This is a genomic window from Paenibacillus sp. FSL F4-0243 (assembly GCF_037963295.1).
Lineage (GTDB): Bacteria > Bacillota > Bacilli > Paenibacillales > Paenibacillaceae > Paenibacillus_AQ.
Genome location: NZ_CP150151.1, coordinates 6,386,439 through 6,406,284, shown reverse-complemented (window position 1 = coordinate 6,406,284; position 19,846 = coordinate 6,386,439). Strand labels below are relative to the sequence as shown.

Below are 19,846 nucleotides of genomic sequence, written 5' to 3'. Positions count from 1 at the left end.
ATCCTTATAATTCTCGCACAAACGCTTAACGTCTTTTAGAGACGCCAAAGGCGTTTTAGCTTGCCATCGTATGGAGAGAGAACATTCAGACAACAATTATAATATATTAATCTAGTTTAGACGATAGAGGGGAGACGGGCAAATGAGTGATATTGTCGTCAGTACAAAGACTTTTGAATTGGAGTCCGAGTATACACCCCAGGGCGATCAGCCTCATGCCATAGAGGAATTACTACAAGGCATCCGGCAGGGCAAGAAGCACCAGACGCTGCTGGGCGCGACGGGTACGGGTAAGACGTTTACCGTTGCACAAGTTATTTCCAAATTAAACCGCCCGACGTTAGTTATTGCGCACAACAAGACTTTGGCTGCCCAACTGGCGAGTGAGTTTAAGGAGTTTTTTCCGCATAATTCGGTAGACTATTTCGTCAGCTACTACGACTATTACCAACCAGAGGCGTATATTCCCTCCTCCGATACTTATATCGAGAAAGACTCCAGTATTAATGAAGAGATTGATAAATTGCGCCACTCCGCAACGAGCTCCTTGTTCGAACGGCGTGACGTTATTATTGTGGCGAGTGTGTCTTGTATTTACGGCCTCGGTTCGCCGATGGAATACGGAAGCTTGCTTTTGTCATTGCGGGTAGGGATGGAGAAGCCTCGAAATGAGATTTTGAGCAGGCTAGTGGATATCCAGTACCAGCGTAATGATATCAATTTTGTACGCGGAACCTTCCGTGTACGTGGTGATGTGGTTGAGATTTTCCCGGCATCTCAAGGAGAACATGCCATTCGGGTCGAATTGTTCGGTGACGAAATTGAGCGAATCACTGAGATTGATGTACTGACGGGTGAACTGATCGGGGAACGCGATCATGTCGCTATTTTTCCGGCGTCTCACTTTGTTACCAAGGAAGAAACGATGCGGGTGGCACTGGTCAACATTGAAAAAGAGCTGGAAGACCGCTTAACGGTTCTTCGTGACGCAGGAAAGCTTCTTGAAGCTCAGCGTTTGGAACAACGGACACGTTATGATATTGAGATGATGAAAGAAGTGGGCTTCTGTTCTGGGATTGAGAACTATTCCGGTCCGCTCACCTTCCGTGAACCAGGGGCAACTCCGTATACATTAATGGATTATTTTCCAGATGATATGTTGATCATTATTGACGAGTCCCATGTAACACTTCCACAGATTCGGGCGATGTATAATGGTGACCGGGCGCGTAAGACGGTACTGGTAGAGCATGGTTTCCGTTTGCCGTCTGCGCTGGATAACCGTCCACTCCAGTTCGAGGAATTCGAAGAAAAAGTGAAGCAGATCGTATATGTTTCAGCGACACCAGGACCCTATGAAATGGAGCACTGCGACACCATGGTGCAGCAGATTATCCGGCCTACAGGTCTTTTGGATCCGATCATTGAGGTTCGTCCTACAGAGGGACAAATCGATGACTTGATTAGTGAAATTCGTGATCGGGTGGAACGAGACGAACGCGTACTCGTCACAACGTTGACGAAGAAGATGTCAGAGGATCTGACGGATTACTTTAAGGAAATTGGGATTAAGGTTCGTTATATGCACTCTGATATCAAAACGCTGGAGCGGATGGCGATCTTACGTGATCTTCGACTTGGTACATTCCATGTTTTGGTAGGGATTAACCTGCTAAGAGAAGGTCTCGACCTCCCGGAAGTATCGCTGGTCGCTATTCTCGATGCGGATAAAGAGGGCTTCCTTCGTTCCGAACGCTCCCTAATTCAGACGATTGGTCGTGCGGCCCGTAACTCCGAGGGTCGTGTAATCATGTACGGTGATCGAATCACTGATTCGATGGAGAAGGCGATGAGCGAAACGTCGCGTCGTCGCGCCATCCAGATCGCCCATAATGAGAAACACGGCATTACCCCAACCACCATTAATAAAAAGGTGCGTGACATCATCGAGGCTACGAAGGTTGCCGAGTCCAAAGCGGATTACCTCACGGGTGTTGGTGGCAAGATGAATAAGAAAGAGAAACAAAGCCTAATCCAGCGTCTGGAAGCGGAGATGAAGGACGCTGCGAAGAACCTGCAATTCGAACGCGCGGCAGAACTGCGTGACGCATTGTTGGAGCTCCGGGCCGAGTAATAAACCTTAAATGCATCACCGATATTTAAAATAAGTAATTGAACGGTGCTGTCCTGGCCGTTCTTTTTGAATAAATAGATGGACGCGTATCCCATAGGGACAGCGCTCCACAACGCTTTTGGCGCTTACACGCATCCTGTAGGGACAGCGTTCCGCAACGCTATAGTAGTTGCGATAATCTCGCACTTCCCGCTCTTAGCTAGTATGCGCCTAACGTCCAAGCGGTCCCGTAGGGATAAGCGTTCCAAGCACCACTGTCACTAAGTCCCGTCCCACCAGCCTCCTTCGCCAAAAAATGCGGGTGTCCAGAGGGTGCAACCCTTGGGGCCCTCCCTTGGAAGGGAGGGTTTGGGAGGGATCGAAAACGCTTTTAATAAAGCTCTGAAATCGTTAAAGCTTTGATATTTGATTCATTAAGGAGAGGTTCCGTTGGCGAACGATAATATTGTAATTAAAGGCGCGAGAGCGCACAATCTCAAAAACATCGATGTGACGATTCCACGTGACCGTTTCGTCGTGCTGACGGGGCTGAGCGGCTCGGGTAAGTCTTCGCTTGCATTTGATACGATTTATGCTGAAGGACAGCGGCGTTATGTTGAATCTTTGTCAGCTTATGCTCGTCAGTTCTTGGGACAAATGGAGAAGCCGGATGTGGATTCGATAGACGGATTATCCCCGGCAATCTCTATTGATCAGAAGACAACAAGTCGCAACCCGCGTTCCACAGTTGGTACGGTTACTGAGATCTATGACTATCTCCGGTTGCTTTTTGCTCGGATCGGTCACCCTCATTGTCCAGAGCATGGAATTGAGATTACTTCCCAGACCGTTGAACAAATGGTAGACCGGATTATGCAGTATCCAGAGAAGACTCGTTTGCAAATCCTAGCGCCTATTATTTCAGGACGTAAAGGTGAACACAAAGGACTCTTCACAGATATTTCTAAGCAAGGGTTCGTACGTGTGCGTGTGGACGGTGAGCTAAGAGATCTGTCTGAGGATATTGAACTTGAGAAGAATAAAAAGCACACCATAGAAGTTGTTGTAGACCGGATCGTCGTTAAAGACGATGTGGAGACCCGGCTGACGGATTCACTGGAGACGGCACTTAAACTTTCGGGCGGTAAAATCCTTGTGGATATCATCGGTCAGGAAGAGCTTCTGTTCAGCTCTAATTTTGCTTGTCCGATTTGTGGTTTTAGTATTGAAGAGCTGGCACCACGTATGTTCTCCTTCAACAGTCCGTTTGGAGCCTGCACAGAGTGCGATGGACTTGGAATGAAGATGGTGGTCGATCCAGATCTGCTTATTCCTGATGCTGAGAAATCCATTGAAGAAGGTGCTTTTTTAGCTTGGACTGGAAGTACTTCTAATTACTATCCGCAATTTCTAAAGTCCGTGTGTGAGCATTTTAATATTCCACAGAACGTTCCAGTGAGCAGCTTAACACCTGATCATATGAATAAACTACTGCATGGTACAGGTAGTGAGAAGGTTCGCTTCAAATATGAGAATGATTTTGGACAAAAGAAAGATGCGATGGTTGCTTTTGAAGGGATTATTCCGAATCTGGAGCGTCGTTACCGGGAGACCGCATCTGACGGTATCCGTGAATTTATTGAAGGATTTATGAGTGCTAAGCCTTGTCATGTCTGTAAGGGCAAACGTCTGAAGAAAGAAATTTTGGCGGTGACGATCAACGAACAAAATATTTCGGATATTACCGATCTCTCGATTGGTGACTGTCAGCATTGGTTTGAAGAAATAAAGTTAAGTGAGAAAGAGACAGCTATCGCCAATCTCATTCTTAAGGAAATCTGCAATCGTCTGGGATTCCTGGTGAATGTCGGATTGGACTATTTGACACTTAGCCGCGCAGCAGGCTCGCTATCTGGTGGTGAAGCACAGCGTATCCGGTTGGCCACTCAGATCGGTTCCAGTTTGATGGGTGTACTGTACATTCTGGATGAGCCAAGTATTGGTCTGCATCAACGGGATAATGATCGCCTGATCTCTACGCTTGCTCATATGCGTGACCTAGGCAATACGTTGATTGTTGTAGAGCATGACGAAGATACGATGATGGCAGCGGACTATATTATTGATATCGGACCGGGTGCGGGTATTCATGGTGGACAAGTTATGGCGCAAGGAACACCGGAAGAGATTATGAAAGATCCGAATTCCTTAACCGGTGAATATTTAAGCGGTCGTAAGTTTATTCCAGTTACCGCTAAGCGTCGTGCTACCGATGATCGTTGGATAGAAATTCGTGGCGCTAAAGAGAATAACCTGAAAAATGTGAATGTGAAGATTCCATTGGGTGTATTTACGGCGGTGACTGGTGTGTCGGGCTCCGGTAAATCTTCACTTATTAACGAAATTCTGTACAAGAGCTTGGCACGGCAGCTGAATAAGGCTGTGAAGGTGCGTCCGGGTCAGCACAAAGAAATTCGTGGCTTGGAAAATCTCGATAAGGTTATTGAAATCGACCAATCGCCAATTGGGCGTACACCACGCTCTAACCCAGCAACCTATACTGGCGTATTTGACGACATTCGTGATCTGTTCTCGAAGACGAATGAGGCAAAGGTAAGGGGGTTCCAAAAGGGACGCTTTAGCTTTAACGTAAAAGGCGGACGCTGTGAAGCTTGCCGTGGGGACGGAATTATCAAGATTGAGATGCACTTCTTGCCTGACGTATACGTTCCTTGCGAGGTATGTAAAGGTAAACGTTATAACCGGGAAACACTAGAAGTGAAATATAAAGGGAAAAACATTTCCGACGTGCTGGAGATGACAGTAGAGGATGCTACAGAGTTCTTCGTGAATATCCCTCGTATTCATCGTAAAATGCAAACGCTGATGGATGTGGGTCTTGGCTACATTAAAATTGGTCAGCCAGGTACAACATTATCCGGTGGTGAAGCGCAGCGTGTGAAGTTGGCTTCTGAGCTATACCGTCGTAGTACAGGCAAGACACTCTATATTTTGGATGAGCCTACAACAGGTCTGCATGTGGACGACATTGGTCGTTTACTAGAAGTATTGCACCGCTTGGTGGATTCCGGAGAATCGGTTCTTGTCATTGAGCATAATCTGGACGTTATTAAGACTGCGGATTATATCATTGATATGGGACCAGAAGGCGGCAGTGGCGGCGGAACCGTACTGGCAACAGGAACACCAGAGAAGATCATTACTGTTACGGAGTCTTACACAGGTAAGTATCTGAAGCCAGTTCTGATTCGTGATACGGAGCGTACTGAAGCGCTTATGCTTGAGACGGCGGAAACTACCTAAGCTAATAATGCTGGATAGTATAACTAATAAATAATAAAGGTCGCGGCAATTTGCCGTGGCCTTTATTGTTTGTTGTCCAAAATTATTATTTTGGGAAAACAATTGATCGGTACAATTGCTGGTAGTCACCAGTAAATTATAGAAATTATCCGTTCTGATGTGAGTTTTCTAGTAAACGTTATATGACTCCTATAAAAAGAATACTAAATAATAGACGGGATAGGCATATGTAGGGCATGTCCGTCGTAAGATTTAATGAGGAACATGCTGTTGCTGTAAGTATACTTAATGGGTAATAGAATAACTGTAGGCTCGATGGTTCCTTGAAAAATAAATAACTAATTGTAATATACATTTTGTTCTATTAAAGGCTTCAGCTACTAGATTGGGGAAGCAGCCTTAGAACTAAAATCAAACCGATAATCGGCTAATTTGAGGGGGCTTAATCCATAACTGATACTTCATTCATCACCTTCAAAAAATAGAGCATTACTCGTTAGGTTGTATCGCTTTTGCCGGAAAACACCAAACGTCAATGAACAAAATCATTAATTTATCCGATTTTGCAGCAATAAAATATTTTTTTTGCGACAAATACATAATTTTTCTACAAAACCTATTGCATCGCCCAAATGGTAGCGATAACATAGAAGAGGATATGGGGAATACTGGATCTTGCTTGACAACATTTTTGAGGAGGTAAGGTAATGCTACTTGCAGAAGTTGCCGCGCAAGGACCGTCTAAATTTCATACCTTTGATGTTTTTATGATTTTATTCACTATCCTAATTTTGGTTGGAGTCGTTCGGTTACTGAGAGCTCCCCAAAAGAACAAGTTCGCCATTGCTTTCGGAGCGGTTAGTTTGTTGGTTTTTATAATCTCTGACTATGCCATGGTGATGCATTGGTTAAGTTAACGGAAGAATTAAATTGAACAGCTTTGCACCAAAAGACTCCTTTAACGCCGTGGGCGCATTGAAGGTGTCTTTTTTTCAAATTATATAATGTAAAATTAATCCATTCGCAGAGAGAGGGTCTGGTGAAGGTTGATGAGGATTGGGGAGAAGCTGGTGAAGAAAGGAATGGGCTTGCTGCTGTGCGGTGTGTTGCTGTCAGGAGTATGGAGTGAGTCGGTTTATGCGTTGGGTGATACGACTAAGACGGTTAGCGCGGCGACCACAACCCAGAGAGACAAAATCAAAAATTCAACAGCAGCGGAAGACCCCGTACCAGGGATTATTAAAAGTATCACCCCCTCCGTAGTGGGCATTATCGGCAAAGACGATAGTGGAGGCAATAGCGGACCGGATGATCGATACAATCTGACGCATGGTTCTGGGATTATTGTGAAATCGAATGGATGGATTGTAACCAATGCACATGTCATCAAGGATCTGCAGAATGCTTTGGTAGTGACGTCGGACTCCAAAACCTACAGCATTAAAGAAACATATCTAGATGAAGTTAGTGATCTGGCCCTGATCAAAATCAATGCAACCTCCCTTAAACCTGCAAAGTTTATTCCATCGACCGGCAAAACCGTTGTTGGCGAGAAGGTAGTGGCCGTCGGAACACCGATTAGCTTTTCTCTAAGGAATTCAGCGACCGTAGGGGTTATAAGTGGCCTTAACCGTGAAGTAGCTGCGGCTTATCGTCTGATCCAAAGTGACACAGCGATTAATCCCGGGAATAGCGGGGGCCCGCTAGTGAATATGAAGGGCGAAGTGCTTGGAATAAACAGCCTGAAATACTCAGCGGTGGGCGTGGAGAATATGGGCTTCTCAATACCGTCGGATACCGTGCAGTATATTATGAACCAGCTTTTTAAGTACGGTGAAGTAAAACACCCGAGTCTTGGACTAGAGCTAGAGCCGAGTTGGTCCTCGATTGTGGGCTTGCCAACGCTTGATCCCCTGACTGTAACCAAAGTGATTTCTGCTGAAGCACGCAAGGCAGGTGTTGCCGAAGACGACGTCTTGTACAGCATTGACGGCCACCGTGTGGTCTCACTTGTTGATATTAATGAATTGTTTAAAAGCTATTCTCCAGGTACAACGGTACGACTGGTTATGCAAAGTGATGGGGATATCATCATCCGTAAGCTGGTGCTCACTCAGGGTGATCCCCTATTAAGTGAAGAGGGTTCAGGAGCAGACGGAGACGAGCATACGGAAGAGTGATCAGGAAACTCGAGAGGGGGACGGTAAATGGGCTTTAAAGTTTTAAAACAAGGATTGTGTGCGATGCTGGCCTTATTATTGCTATTTTCTATATTACCGATACCAACCGTACGGGCAGCAGAAACAGACAAGCTGCAGCTGAGTCTTAAAGTGGGCAGTACTTCTGCTACGGTGAATGGCAAGAAGGTGACTATCGAGCGGCCTTATATGGAGAACGGAACGGTTATGGTACCGCTCGGGGTTTTTAAAAAGACATTTGGCAGCACGGTTTCCTTAGAAGGAAATGATGTAGTGAAAGTAACGTACGGCTCTCATACAGGGTTAATGACGATTGGTAGTATTAGTGCCTGGAAGGATGCGACTAAAGTTAAACTCACCTCCGCGCCTCGGATGGTATCAGATGTGTTGATGGTGCCGCTGCGTTTTGTGGCGAGTGTACTGGGTGCAACCCTCTCCCAGGGTAACGGTGGTGAGCTGATCATTACCTTAGCTCCAGCTGACAATGAAGGCGATGTGCCAGTGGATACTGGTATTGATAGCGATGTGGGGAAGACGCAAATTGGGAACAGCTATTATCGCTGGACACTAAATTATCCGTCTGGACTGATTGCTGGAAATAGCGGTGGTGATGAGAGTGTGGCTACCTTCTCCAGTGCGGACAATCTTTATTATTTGGAGATTCATGCAAGTGATCAGGCAGTTGCTGTTGATGCAGATGGGCTATTAGAACAACTAGTCCGGGAAGTCGAGTTAGGCAGTGAACTGATATTAGACCGGGAGTCGTTCCCGAAAGCCTCTGTACCCTATGCACGATTGGTCAGTAAAGATTCTAGCGGAGCACTCTGGGAAAACAGGCTGATCTATGCTGAAGGTAGACTTTACGAGATTTATTTGACGGATGAGAAAGCCACTAATTATAAGGATTTAGGCAAATATGCGGGGTTACTGAGCTCTTTTCAGCCCTCTTTTGACACTAAGGATAACAAAATCCGTGATCTCTCTACGGTAAAGAATGGCTTAAGTGAAGCCTATAATCAGGACTATGGTATCTCACTACAGGTTCCTGCCGCTTGGACTAAGGATGACCAGCATTTTTATTATGAAAGCAAACAAGGAAGTCATTTGAGTGTGGCGATTACATCGGCACCTGCTGGTTCTACACTAGAGAGCTGGGCTGAAGAGTTGAAGACAAAAACGCAGGAGAACTTTGTAGCGGACGCATATGTTGTTAAAGGTAGCATGAAGTCTGAAATCTCCGGCGTACATGCACAAATAAGTGAGACACAGCTGAATTTCGGCAACGGTTGGACGACAGAATATCAGGCAATCGTGCTCAAGAATGGGTACCGTTACTATTTTGAATATGTGACACCTCCTGGACAAGAAGACGATAAGGCCAAATTCAAAGCTATTATATCCTCTATTGATATTGATTTTGATCTGTTGAAGGAGAACTTCGGGCGACTCGCTAGCGATGACTATAAGACAATCAAGAATAAAACGATAACCAAAGTATCTAAAAGATACGGCTATGCCATCGACATTCCACGTTTATGGACACCCAATCAAGATGTATTCGAGACACAGTTGGTAGAGTATCGGTTCATCGGAGGACGTTTCCAGATTAACTCGAAACCTGAAAGCTCAGTCGATTATGCGGTGAATATGCTCAAAGATTCTTATCAGAATAAAAATAATGATCCTAAGGGTCCTCGCATTGAAAGTATAGTGGAGTCTACCTTTGCCGGTGTTCCTGCTACGATCCTTACTGTGCATCAAATCAAGAATGGTGTTCCTGTCCGCAGTAAGCACGTTGTTTTTGGTAAAAATGAGGTGGTCTACACGATTACTGTTACGCTGAATGATGCCAATGCTACTGCAGAACAGCAAGCTTTGTTGGATAAAACGCTGCAGTCGTTTCGGTTTACAGGGAATGAGTAGTTTAGAGGTGTTTGGAGTTCATGACTAACTAATAGTAGAGTGTAATTCAATTAGATGAGAACGTCCCTGTAGCCAAAATGGCGTGGGGCGTTCTTTTCTTTATATAAATGTTGGTAAACACATGGCGCTGAGATGTGATATTTGATACAATTATCAAGTTAATCAACTAGAAATGACCCGCCACATGGCGGTTTGGGAGGATATAAATGAAAGAGCAACAAATACGCAGAGAAGACGTGGAGCTATTGGCACCTGCAGGTGACTGGGATTGCATGCGTGCGGCGGTAGCGAACGGAGCGGATGCTATCTTTTTTGGCGTAGAGAAGTTTAATGCACGGGCGAGAGCGAATAACTTTCGCATGGACGAGCTGACGGAAATTATGGCGTTTTTGCATAGCTATGGTGTGAAGGGTTTCCTGACCTTTAATATACTGGTTTTTGAAAATGAATTGTCTGATGCGAAAGAACTGATTGACGCTTGTGTAGATGCTGGCGTGGACGCAGTGATTGTACAGGATTTAGGTTTGGTCAAAATGATTCGTGAAATCTCACCAGACTTCCCGATTCATGGATCGACACAGATGACGATTACTTCCCCGGAGGCGGTTGAGTTCACTAAGCCTTTCAGTTTGGAGCGTGTGGTACTCGGTCGTGAGAACAATCTGAAGCAAATTAAGACGATAGGGGAACAAGCCCGTCTGCCGATGGAAGTATTCGTGCACGGAGCCTTATGTGTCTCTTATTCGGGTCAATGTCTAACTTCGGAAATGTGGGGTGGACGCTCCGCCAACCGCGGAGAATGTGCTCAAGCTTGCCGTCTGCCTTATGATCTGATGGTGGATGGAGAAGTTAAACCAATGGGTGATGTGACTTATTTGCTCTCCCCTAAGGATTTGGCAGCTATTGATCTTATGCCTGAGCTGATCGAGGCGGGTGTAACTTCTTTCAAAATCGAAGGGCGCCTCAAGAGCCCGGAATACGTTGCGAATGTAGTTAGTAAGTACCGTAAGGCAATTGATCGGTATTTTGATGGCGATATGTCCAAACCATCGAAGGAAGAAGTTCGTGAACTGCAACAAAGCTTCTCCCGCGGTTTCACGCATGGTTTCCTAGATGGAACGAACAATAAAAAGCTCGTAGACGGCACTTTCCCGAAAAGCCGTGGTGTATATCTCGGAACGGTTGAACAAATTCTTCGTGATGGAGTTGTCTGCCGTATTCATGCACCGCTTAAGCGGGGAGACGGAATCGTGTTTGATGCAGGGGATCCGACGAAAAAAGAAGAAGGCGGACGCGTTTACGACCTTCGTCGTAAAGGTGTGAAGCTCGAAGGTGAAGCCGGAGAAGGCTGGATCATCGACATCGTAGCCGGTCGTAATGATGTGGATCTGCGTCGTCTAAATGTCGGTGACCGCATTTGGAAGACAAATGACCCTGCGTTAGACAAGGCGCTGCGCCAGACTTATGAGACAGAGAAGCCGTACCGGGTATTCCCGGTACATGTGCGAGTGCAGGGCTGCGTCGGCGAGAAGCTGACCACCTGGTGGACGGACGTTCAGAAGAACGTTACCGTCCGTGTGGACTCGGAGCTCGCGCTGGAAACAGCGCAAAAGCGTCCGATGGATGCCGCGCTGCTGGAAGAACAATTCGGCCGCCTGGGCGGAACCGTGTTCCAGCTTGACGCGCTAGAGTCGCATCTGCAAGGCGACGTCATCGTCCCTATGCGCGAGCTGAACAGCATCCGCCGCCAAGCGGTGGAGCTGCTTGCGGGCGAGCGCCCGAAACCGCCCGTGTACGTGAAACGGGCGATCGAGGTCTACGTCGACGCTACCCGCAGGGACGTCGCTCCGCAACGCGCCGGTGAAGCGGAGCTCACCGCGCTGTGCCGCAGCCTGCCGCAGGTGCAGGCTGCGCTCGAGGCCGGTGTGAGAAACATCTACGCCGACTTCGAGTTTATCAAGCAGTTCCCGGCAGCGGTAGATGCGGTACGGGCTGCAGGGGCCAGCATTGCGCTGGCCACGCCGCGCATTCATATGCCGGGTGAGAATGGCTACCACGCCAATATCTTGCGCTTGCAGCCGGATGCCGTGTTAGTACGCAACACCGGCGCGCTGTATTATTACCTGCGCCGCCGCCAAGAGCAGCCGGATGCCGTGCATCCACGCCTGATCGGCGATTTCTCATTGAATATCGCCAATCATAAGGCAGTGGACCTGTTCCTTGAGGCAGGCTGTGATATGGTAACACCATCCTATGACTTGAACATTCAGCAGATGGTTGACCTGCTTGAACACAGCGATACTTCTCGTATGGAGATCGTTATTCATCAGCATTTGCCGATGTTCCACACAGAGCATTGCGTATATTGTACCTTCATGAGTGAAGGCACAGACTTTACGAACTGTGGTCGTCCATGTGAAGAACATCGCGCTTCTTTGCAAGACCGTATTGGAATGTCACATCCAGTTCGTGTGGATGAAGGCTGCCGTAATACCGTCTATAATGCAGTTGAGCAGTCCGGTGCGGAGTATTTGAATAATTTCCGTGATCTAGGCGTATCCTCGTACCGCGTGGAGTTCCTGGAAGAGACACCAGAGCAAGTGGCTGAGGTAATTAGCCTATACAGCCGCGCACTGCGTGGTGAGATCTCTGGTACGCAGGTATGGAAGAGCTTGAAGGCTACCAACCAGTTGGGGGTTACACGGGGACAATTGGTTAACGCGAAGTAATAATGGATAAATGAATAGGGCTAGGTGACGCCGGGGGGATTCTGGTGTTGCTTGGCCCTTTTTTATAGATATTATCTCGTCCTCTTCGTAACTTGCATATACTAGATAGTATATAGCGAGGGTTAGAAATAGGTTCAACCTTGTATAAGGTTAATACTAAATCCTCACTCTCTGGTTTGATTGGAATAGATATACAAATATAACAAACGCTCTGACATAAATCTGCTATAACTGCTATAATTGAAGTAAATATGCCATTTTACTATACAGAGTATTTAAGTTGGAAGAGTAACCGACAGAAGGAGTTAATGTGATGAAGATCCGTAAAGCCATTATTCCCGCAGCAGGTCTGGGTACACGCTTTTTGCCTGCGACCAAAGCAATGCCTAAAGAAATGTTACCGATTGTAGATAAACCGACGATCCAATATATTGTCGAAGAAGCAGTTGCTTCCGGAATCGAGGATATTATTATCGTGACGGGGAAAGGTAAGCGGGCGATTGAAGACCACTTTGATAATTCTTTTGAACTGGAATTTAACTTAGCTGAGAAGCAGAAGTGGGAACTTCTTGAATCTGTTCGCAAATCCTCCGAAATGGCTGATATCCATTACATTCGCCAAAAAGAACCAAGAGGTCTCGGTCACGCGATTTGGTGTGCGCGTAAATTCATTGGGAATGAGCCGTTTGCTGTTCTGCTAGGTGATGATATTGTGGAAGCAAACAAACCATGTCTCAAACAAATGATAGATGTTTATGATGAATATAAATCTTCCATTGTCGGTGTCCAGCCTGTTCCTTGGGAAGAAGTGTCACGGTATGGTGTTGTGGATGCTTCGCCTTTGGCTGAGCGGGTCTATAAGGCTAACCGGCTAGTAGAGAAGCCGAAGAGAGAAGATGCTCCTTCTAATCTAGCGATTCTGGGACGGTACATCTTAACTCCACGTATCTTTGATATGCTCGGTGAGCAACAGGTGGGTGTAGGTGGAGAAATACAGCTTACCGATGCGATCTCCCGCTTAAGTGAAGTGGAGCGAATCATCGCTTATGACTTTGAAGGCAAACGCCATGATGTAGGAGAAAAGATGGGATTCATCCAGACCACTATACATTATGCACTTCAGCATGATGAACTTAAAGGTGATTTACTTCGTTATATGAAAGAACTTGTTGATAATGAAGTTGCTAAGGCTGGGCTTTAAGGGAACTCATATCGTCGAAGAATAGCATGCCACAGTATATGCTCAAGACGCGAATTTAAAGACACTGAAAAAAAGTTCTAGCCAATAAGCTACTTCCGGTACTGAGCGGGGGGTAGCTTTTTTAGTTCTTGTTGTGTCTATGTTGGTTATAAAATCGAGTGAAATCTTCAAGGCTCCTTATACAGTTGGAGGTGGATGTTCTAAACAAGGGTTGTAAATATTGAATCGGAAGGGCTGCAGGATAGATATGCCGTCATCGACAAACTGAAGTATAAGCAGAGCATAAAGGAGCTATTTTGTCATCAAGTTTTATCTGACTCACAAATAAAAACACGCCCCACGCTACTGGAGGTAGCGTAGGACGTATTTATAAGGTTAGTAAACAAAATTATGTGAAGAGTCCTTGAGCAGAGGTGCTTTTTCATCCTTTGGCGAAAGAACTGGTTGAATATACACCATAGGCCATTCAACGCCAATCTCGGGATCATTCCAGAGGATGCCACCATCGCATTCCGGCGAGTACAGCTCATCGCATTTATACTGAACCTCTACGCCATCCGTCAGGGTCATAAATCCATGTGCAAAGCCCTTCGGAATTAGTAATTGCTTCTTGTTGTCGGCGGTCAGTTCGATGCCAAACCATTTGCCGTACGACGGACTACCTCGGCGAATATCTACTGCCACATCGAAGATCGCTCCCATAGTGCAGCGAACGAGTTTGGTTTGTGATTTTGGATGAATTTGATAATGAAGCCCCCGCAGCGTACCCTTGTTAGCAGAAAAAGATTGATTATCCTGCACAAATTGCAGCTGTAGACCTTGTTCATGGAACTTAGATTCATTGTAGGTTTCCATAAACCAACCTCGGTGATCGCCGAAGATAGCCGGTTCTACAATAAGAACGCCTTCCAGCTTTGTTTGTGTAAATTTCATTGTTCACTCTCCGCTCTTTAATATTGAATTTTACCAGTGGCGACTTTGATTAGATATTGTCCATATTCGGTCTTACTTAGCTTTTGCCCACACTCCAGTAAATGCTCTTTCGTAATCCATCCATTAATATATGCAATTTCTTCCGGAGCGGAGATTTTTATGCCTTGATGGTCCTCGATCGTTCTAACGAAATTAGTCGCATCGACCAGACTCTGATGTGTACCGGTATCGAGCCAAGTGAAGCCTCGGCCCAGTAAGGCAACGTCCAATTTCCCCATTTTCAAGTAAGCCTCATTAATTGAAGTGATCTCAAGTTCCCCACGGCTGGAAGGCTTCACTTCTTTGGCCAGAGATATGACCTGATTATCATAAAAGTATAAACCAGTAACCGCATAGTTAGATTTGGGATGTTCAGGTTTTTCTTCTACGCTGAGAACTTTACCGGTATTATCGAATTCAAGTACGCCAAAACGCTCTGGATCAGGTACATGATATCCAAACACGGTTGCACCGTGTTCTTTTTCAGCTGCCTGCTTAAGGAGTTTGGTCATTCCGTTTCCATAATAAATATTATCCCCAAGTATCATAGCCACGGAATCATTTTTGATGAATTCTTCTCCTAGAATAAATGCCTGTGCTAACCCGTCGGGGTTAGGTTGAACAATGTACTGTAGCGAAATTCCAAATTGAGAACCATCGCCGAACAAACTTTGAAAACGTGGGGTATCTTCAATTGTAGAAATAATCAAAATATCCTTGATGCCAGCCAGCATCAGAGTGGATAAGGGATAGTAGATCATCGGTTTATCATAAATTGGCAACAACTGTTTACTTGTTACCATTGTGAGAGGATAGAGGCGCGTGCCGCTTCCACCCGCTAGAATAATGCCTTTCATAAATAGATTTAGATCCCCTTTACTATATAAATTGAAAATTATAGGATTTTTGAATGATTGTTATTTCCATTATATTTTACGCTTGATTACATTGCTTTGTCTATTGGAGCCATAAGAGAAGAAGATGAGACTCATCCAGATGGTAATTCATTATGCACTACTGCATGGGAAGCTTAAGGAAGAACTTCTGGAATGTTTGCGAAAAGTAATAAATATGGAACTAGAGTTGACCCAAAAGTAGACTTTTACACGTAATTCAAAAGGACCTCGCGCTTCACTATTAAGTGAAACGCGAGGTCCTTTTTTAACACTTCTAGAACTGTGTATTTACCAAAGTTTCAATCTGTGTTGCTTCTAAAGAATCAGCTGCGATCAGTGAGTCGTATATCGCCTGATCTTCGCCACCAGTTTTCATCAAAGCAGCAAGGTACCAACGAGCAATCTCGCGATTCGTTGCATCTGCGAAATCTTGGCTTAAGGCCGGTTTTAAGATGGAGATTGCTTTTTGAATCTGTCCAGACATATATTGCATTTTTCCTACCTTTAGTGTCACATCCGGAGCAAGGGTCTTAGAAGGATCATTATCCGTAAGTACATGATTATAAGCCAAAAGCCCAACGGCAAAGCCAGCTTTCATATTTTCTATTCTATCTTCATTATCTTGTTGTGCGTAAGCCGCTTGTCCTAAATCAAAAGAACGGCTGATGATTGAACTGTACCAATCAATATTCCACGGCGTTTCACTATTCATTATATCCGTGTAATTAGCATCTGAACTAAGCTTCAAAGTTGTCTTTGCTGCATCCTCTTGCCCAGATAAGAGCTGCATTTTTCCAACGTTCAAAGCTATTGCTGGTGTAACTGAGAAAGGACGTCCTTGCATTTGTTCTGGTGGAAGAGTTTTCAAATGTTCTACACCAGTGAGAACGTGATTATATGCTTCAAGCTCTTCTGTGAAGTACTTTTCTTTTTTCGCTTCATCTTTTTGATTAAGTGCTTGTTGACCTAATGCAAAGGAGCGGCTGATGAGAGTTTCATACCAATTAATATCCCAGTTGAACTTATCAGCATTGTCAAGGTAAACATTATAAGCAAGGTCACTTTGCCCCTTTAAATCGTAGTAGCTGACCATCTGAACCAATAGATATTTATTATAAGGCTCATCTTCTAGTGCTCGAGTCAATACATTATAAGCTTCGTTAAGAAATTGTTCATCTTGTGTTTGGTTGAAAACCGTCATATCCAAAGCAGATAAAGAGAGAGCCGATTCAGGGTGATTTGGGCGGGCTTTTAAGGCTTCACTTAATGGCGTTTTAATTTCTTCATATGAAGTACTCACTCTAATTAGATTTTTACCTTTTAGGGCAGCATTACTGGAACCAATATAGCTAATGGAGAGGAACAATAGGAATACAGTGCCTACTGTGAGTACAGCCAAATATCCAAGCCGTAAACCAGCTTTGTTCCAATTTCCCCGCATCTTCTTACTATCCATAACAACCGTCATACCAGCTAAACCAAGGAAGACGAGTATCCCCATGAAGGCATAACTCATATTGAAATCTAGCAGGCTGTGCACAAGAATAGATAGAGCAATGATTAGATAGAAGAAACCATTCTCAAAATCATTTTTATCCCGTTTCACATACCCACGAATATATTTATAGAAAATATACAAAATGAATCCCATAAATACGATGAAACCAAGGATCCCAACCTCGATCAAGAATTGTAAAAAGAAGTTATGCACTTGACGGCTAACATAAGGGTTGTTCTGATAGTGCTCATACAATGAGGACCATCCACCACCACCAGCACCAAGAATCGGATAATCCTTAACTACCTTCATGGCATCTTTATAAAAAGTAATCCGCTCAAGAACGCTATGTTGCTGAAAATTGATGTTTTCAAGACGAGTGGCCATATTGCTAGGTAAGATATTTTTTGCGCTTGTACCTATCAGTAAGAAAGCTACAATTCCGACGAGTGCAACAGAACCAAGTGGAATCCATAGACCTGTTAGTTTACGTGACGACCAATTGCTGAGCTTTTTCTCCAGCCAAGGAGCGACAAAACGCTGAATGACCCAAGATAGACCTGCCACAACTACCGAAGCTCCGAGCAGGTATCCCCAGCCTTTCAAGGCGCCGGATGAAGTGAAATTTGTATTTAGCTCTAGTCCAAGGTTAGTCACTGGAGTCGTAATGAGCAACGAAGCAATACCAGCAACACCAAGATGAAGAATCCAGAGAATTTGCTGTGCAGGTTTCAGGAATAGCAGCAGCAATATAAATACGACAGGTAGCAATACTAGACCACCACGAGATAATGTTAATAATATTGATACAATGATAGGAACTAACATAAAGCTGTGTGTTAACGTTCCATACCATTTTTTAGAGCGAATAAGCGCGAATATTGCTACAAAGAGAAAAGCCATTAAGAATGCAGCGTATGTATTCGCATACTGAAAGATCGAAGTCAGACGAAGTCCGTTAGAGTCAGTCATAACTGCATCTAAATAGATATCATTCCGTACGGTGTTTGAGAACCAACCCACAAGAGCGCCGGCTAATTTATTGCTGCCTAACCAATTTAAGAGCCCGAAACCAACTATGAAATAAGCGATTGCTAGTATGGCGTTTTGAATGACAACATTTACTTGCTTTTGCTTCAAGAGATAAAAGGCTATAATGAAGACTGCAACATACATGCTCTGAATAAACAGCATATTCATTGCCATATAATGCGAAACTGCGACAAACAATGATAGAGCGTAAGTCAGAGGAAGTAATATAGATGCTAGAGCTACTAAGTCCCTCTGTTCATCTAGTTTGAATTTTTTGAAGTATAAGCCAAGGCAGACTAGCAGCAAAAGGCCACTTAATAGTGCAGATACATAGATTGGCTTTTCGAAATCTAACTGCTGTCCGTTAAATAATCCCACTTGAAATGGGGCCCAACACAAAAATAGAATAAAACCAACAACTAATGCCCATATCGGACTTGCTATCTTTTCAACATTTCTCGACTGAGCGGCGTTTTTACCGTATACTGGTTTCGACACGTTATAATCTCCTTTTCCTGTAGGTACGACAATATTTTAGCATATTAGATAATCATTGAGCTACTTTAATCAGATTCTATGATGTTAAACTACTATAAGTAAATGAATTATATTATTCAGACAATGTATGGAGGACTCATTAAATGAAACGAAACGGGAAGATAGATTGAATATGACTAATGCCAAATCTTTTATTTATAAAAAAATTTATAAATTAGCTGTAAAATTAAAGCCTATGGCAGTCAAATTGCTTTCTTTTGAAACTAGACAGAAGATAAAAAAAAGGCTACTTAAAACGGCTTTCCCAATCCATAAAAATGGCACCTCTGAGAATAATAAGGGTGTATTAACAGGTGTGAATTTAGTTGGATATTCTAGAGCGGAGATGGGGATTGGGGAATCTTGCAGAATAGCTGCTAAAAGCATGAGCGCTGTAGAGATTCCATTTGGAATTATCAATTTTACAGGTACTAATTCTGCAAGAATGAATGATAATACCTGGGTACATAAGGAAATGTCAGGCCCTGAGTATAATTTAAATGTGTTTCATATTAATGCTGAGCAAATGATTGAAATCTATGCGCATTACGGAAACTCTATTTTTAAAGATCGTTATAATATTGGATTCTGGCACTGGGAACTGCCTGATTTCCCAGATGATTGGAAAGAAAGCTTTAATTTAGTAGATGAGATTTGGGCGCCTTCTACGTTTGTAGTTGACTCTATTGGTATGAAAAGTCCGGTTCCTGTTGTTAAGATTCCTCATAGTATTGAAGTTAGTATTACTGATGTTAGGGATAGGTCGTATTTTAATTTACCTGAACAAACATTTCTCTTTCTTTCTATGTATGATCTGAAAAGTTATCAGGCAAGAAAAAATCCACAAGCATCGATCAAAGCATTTCAGTTAGCTTTCCAGCCTGATGATGATGCCGTTGGTTTGGTTATTAAGGTGAACAGTGTAGAGAAAGAATCGAAAGAGTTGGATGAACTGCATGAGCTTATTGGAAATTATAACAATATTTTCTTGATAGATAGAACTCTGTCTAGGAATGATACCAATGCATTAATTTCTGTAACTGATAGTTACGTATCTCTTCATCGAAGCGAAGGTTTCGGTCTTGGATTAGCAGAGGCTATGTATCTAGGTAAACCGGTTATTGGGACAAACTGGTCATCTAATGTGGATTTTATGGACTTTAACAATTCGTGCTTAGTGGATTATAGATTAGTACAGCTAGATCATGATCATGGACCTTATAAGTCATATCAATTCTGGGCCGATCCTGATATAAAGCATGCGAGCCAGTATATGCGTAAACTTTGTGACGATAAGAACTTTTATGAAGTAATTTCGTCTAAAGGTGAGGAACATATAAAAAAGAACTACTCTCCACAAGCTGTAGGCGAATTGATTAAAAAAAGATTAGAATATATCTCTTTTTGGAAATTTGGAGGATGA

At 44.0% G+C, this 19,846-nt stretch carries 11 protein-coding genes; 8 read left to right on the top strand and 3 right to left on the bottom strand.

What is annotated here, in order from left to right; all coding sequences use genetic code 11:
• The first annotated feature begins 142 nt into the window (after positions 1–142).
• The 7 genes from uvrB to galU all read left to right on the top strand — a co-directional run bounded on the left by uvrB (position 143) and on the right by galU (position 13,488).
• On the top strand, positions 143–2,134 hold the full coding sequence (gene uvrB / locus NSS87_RS28465; protein ID WP_042192280.1) for an excinuclease ABC subunit UvrB: 1,992 nt from the start codon (positions 143–145) through the stop codon (positions 2,132–2,134).
• Between the two features lie 429 nt (positions 2,135–2,563).
• Positions 2,564–5,437, top strand: coding sequence for an excinuclease ABC subunit UvrA (gene uvrA / locus NSS87_RS28460; protein ID WP_042192277.1), 2,874 nt, complete (start codon positions 2,564–2,566; stop codon positions 5,435–5,437).
• Between the two features lie 707 nt (positions 5,438–6,144).
• A complete protein-coding gene (locus NSS87_RS28455) occupies positions 6,145–6,354 on the top strand; it encodes a hypothetical protein (protein WP_042192275.1) in 210 nt (69 codons plus the stop codon).
• A gap of 153 nt (positions 6,355–6,507) precedes the next feature.
• Positions 6,508–7,617, top strand: a complete 1,110-nt coding sequence (locus tag NSS87_RS28450; protein WP_339243691.1) for a trypsin-like peptidase domain-containing protein — start codon at positions 6,508–6,510, stop codon at positions 7,615–7,617.
• 27 nt (positions 7,618–7,644) lie between these two features.
• The gene (locus NSS87_RS28445; protein WP_339243689.1) at positions 7,645–9,558 is read left to right on the top strand and encodes a stalk domain-containing protein; all 1,914 of its coding nucleotides are present in this window, start codon (positions 7,645–7,647) and stop codon (positions 9,556–9,558) included.
• Positions 9,559–9,764: 206 nt separating this feature from the next.
• On the top strand, positions 9,765–12,287 hold the full coding sequence (locus tag NSS87_RS28440; protein ID WP_042192269.1) for a U32 family peptidase: 2,523 nt from the start codon (positions 9,765–9,767) through the stop codon (positions 12,285–12,287).
• A 313-nt stretch (positions 12,288–12,600) separates the two neighbouring features.
• The gene (gene galU, locus NSS87_RS28435) at positions 12,601–13,488 is read left to right on the top strand and encodes a UTP--glucose-1-phosphate uridylyltransferase GalU (protein WP_339243687.1); all 888 of its coding nucleotides are present in this window, start codon (positions 12,601–12,603) and stop codon (positions 13,486–13,488) included.
• A gap of 375 nt (positions 13,489–13,863) precedes the next feature.
• Here the strand turns inward: galU and rfbC are convergent, their stop codons facing one another.
• From rfbC to NSS87_RS28420, 3 genes are all read right to left on the bottom strand, one after another.
• Entirely contained in the window at positions 13,864–14,421 is a 558-nt protein-coding gene (rfbC, locus tag NSS87_RS28430) for a dTDP-4-dehydrorhamnose 3,5-epimerase (protein WP_339243686.1), read from the bottom strand.
• Between the two features lie 17 nt (positions 14,422–14,438).
• Positions 14,439–15,317 carry a glucose-1-phosphate thymidylyltransferase RfbA gene (gene rfbA, locus NSS87_RS28425; protein ID WP_339243685.1) on the bottom strand — a complete coding sequence of 293 codons (879 nt, stop codon included), beginning with the start codon at positions 15,315–15,317 and terminating at the stop codon, positions 14,439–14,441.
• A 313-nt stretch (positions 15,318–15,630) separates the two neighbouring features.
• A complete protein-coding gene (locus NSS87_RS28420; RefSeq protein WP_339243684.1) occupies positions 15,631–18,384 on the bottom strand; it encodes an O-antigen ligase family protein in 2,754 nt (917 codons plus the stop codon).
• A 172-nt stretch (positions 18,385–18,556) separates the two neighbouring features.
• On the opposite strand from NSS87_RS28420, the gene NSS87_RS28415 reads away from it, so the two are divergent.
• The gene (locus tag NSS87_RS28415) at positions 18,557–19,846 is read left to right on the top strand and encodes a glycosyltransferase (protein ID WP_339243682.1); all 1,290 of its coding nucleotides are present in this window, start codon (positions 18,557–18,559) and stop codon (positions 19,844–19,846) included.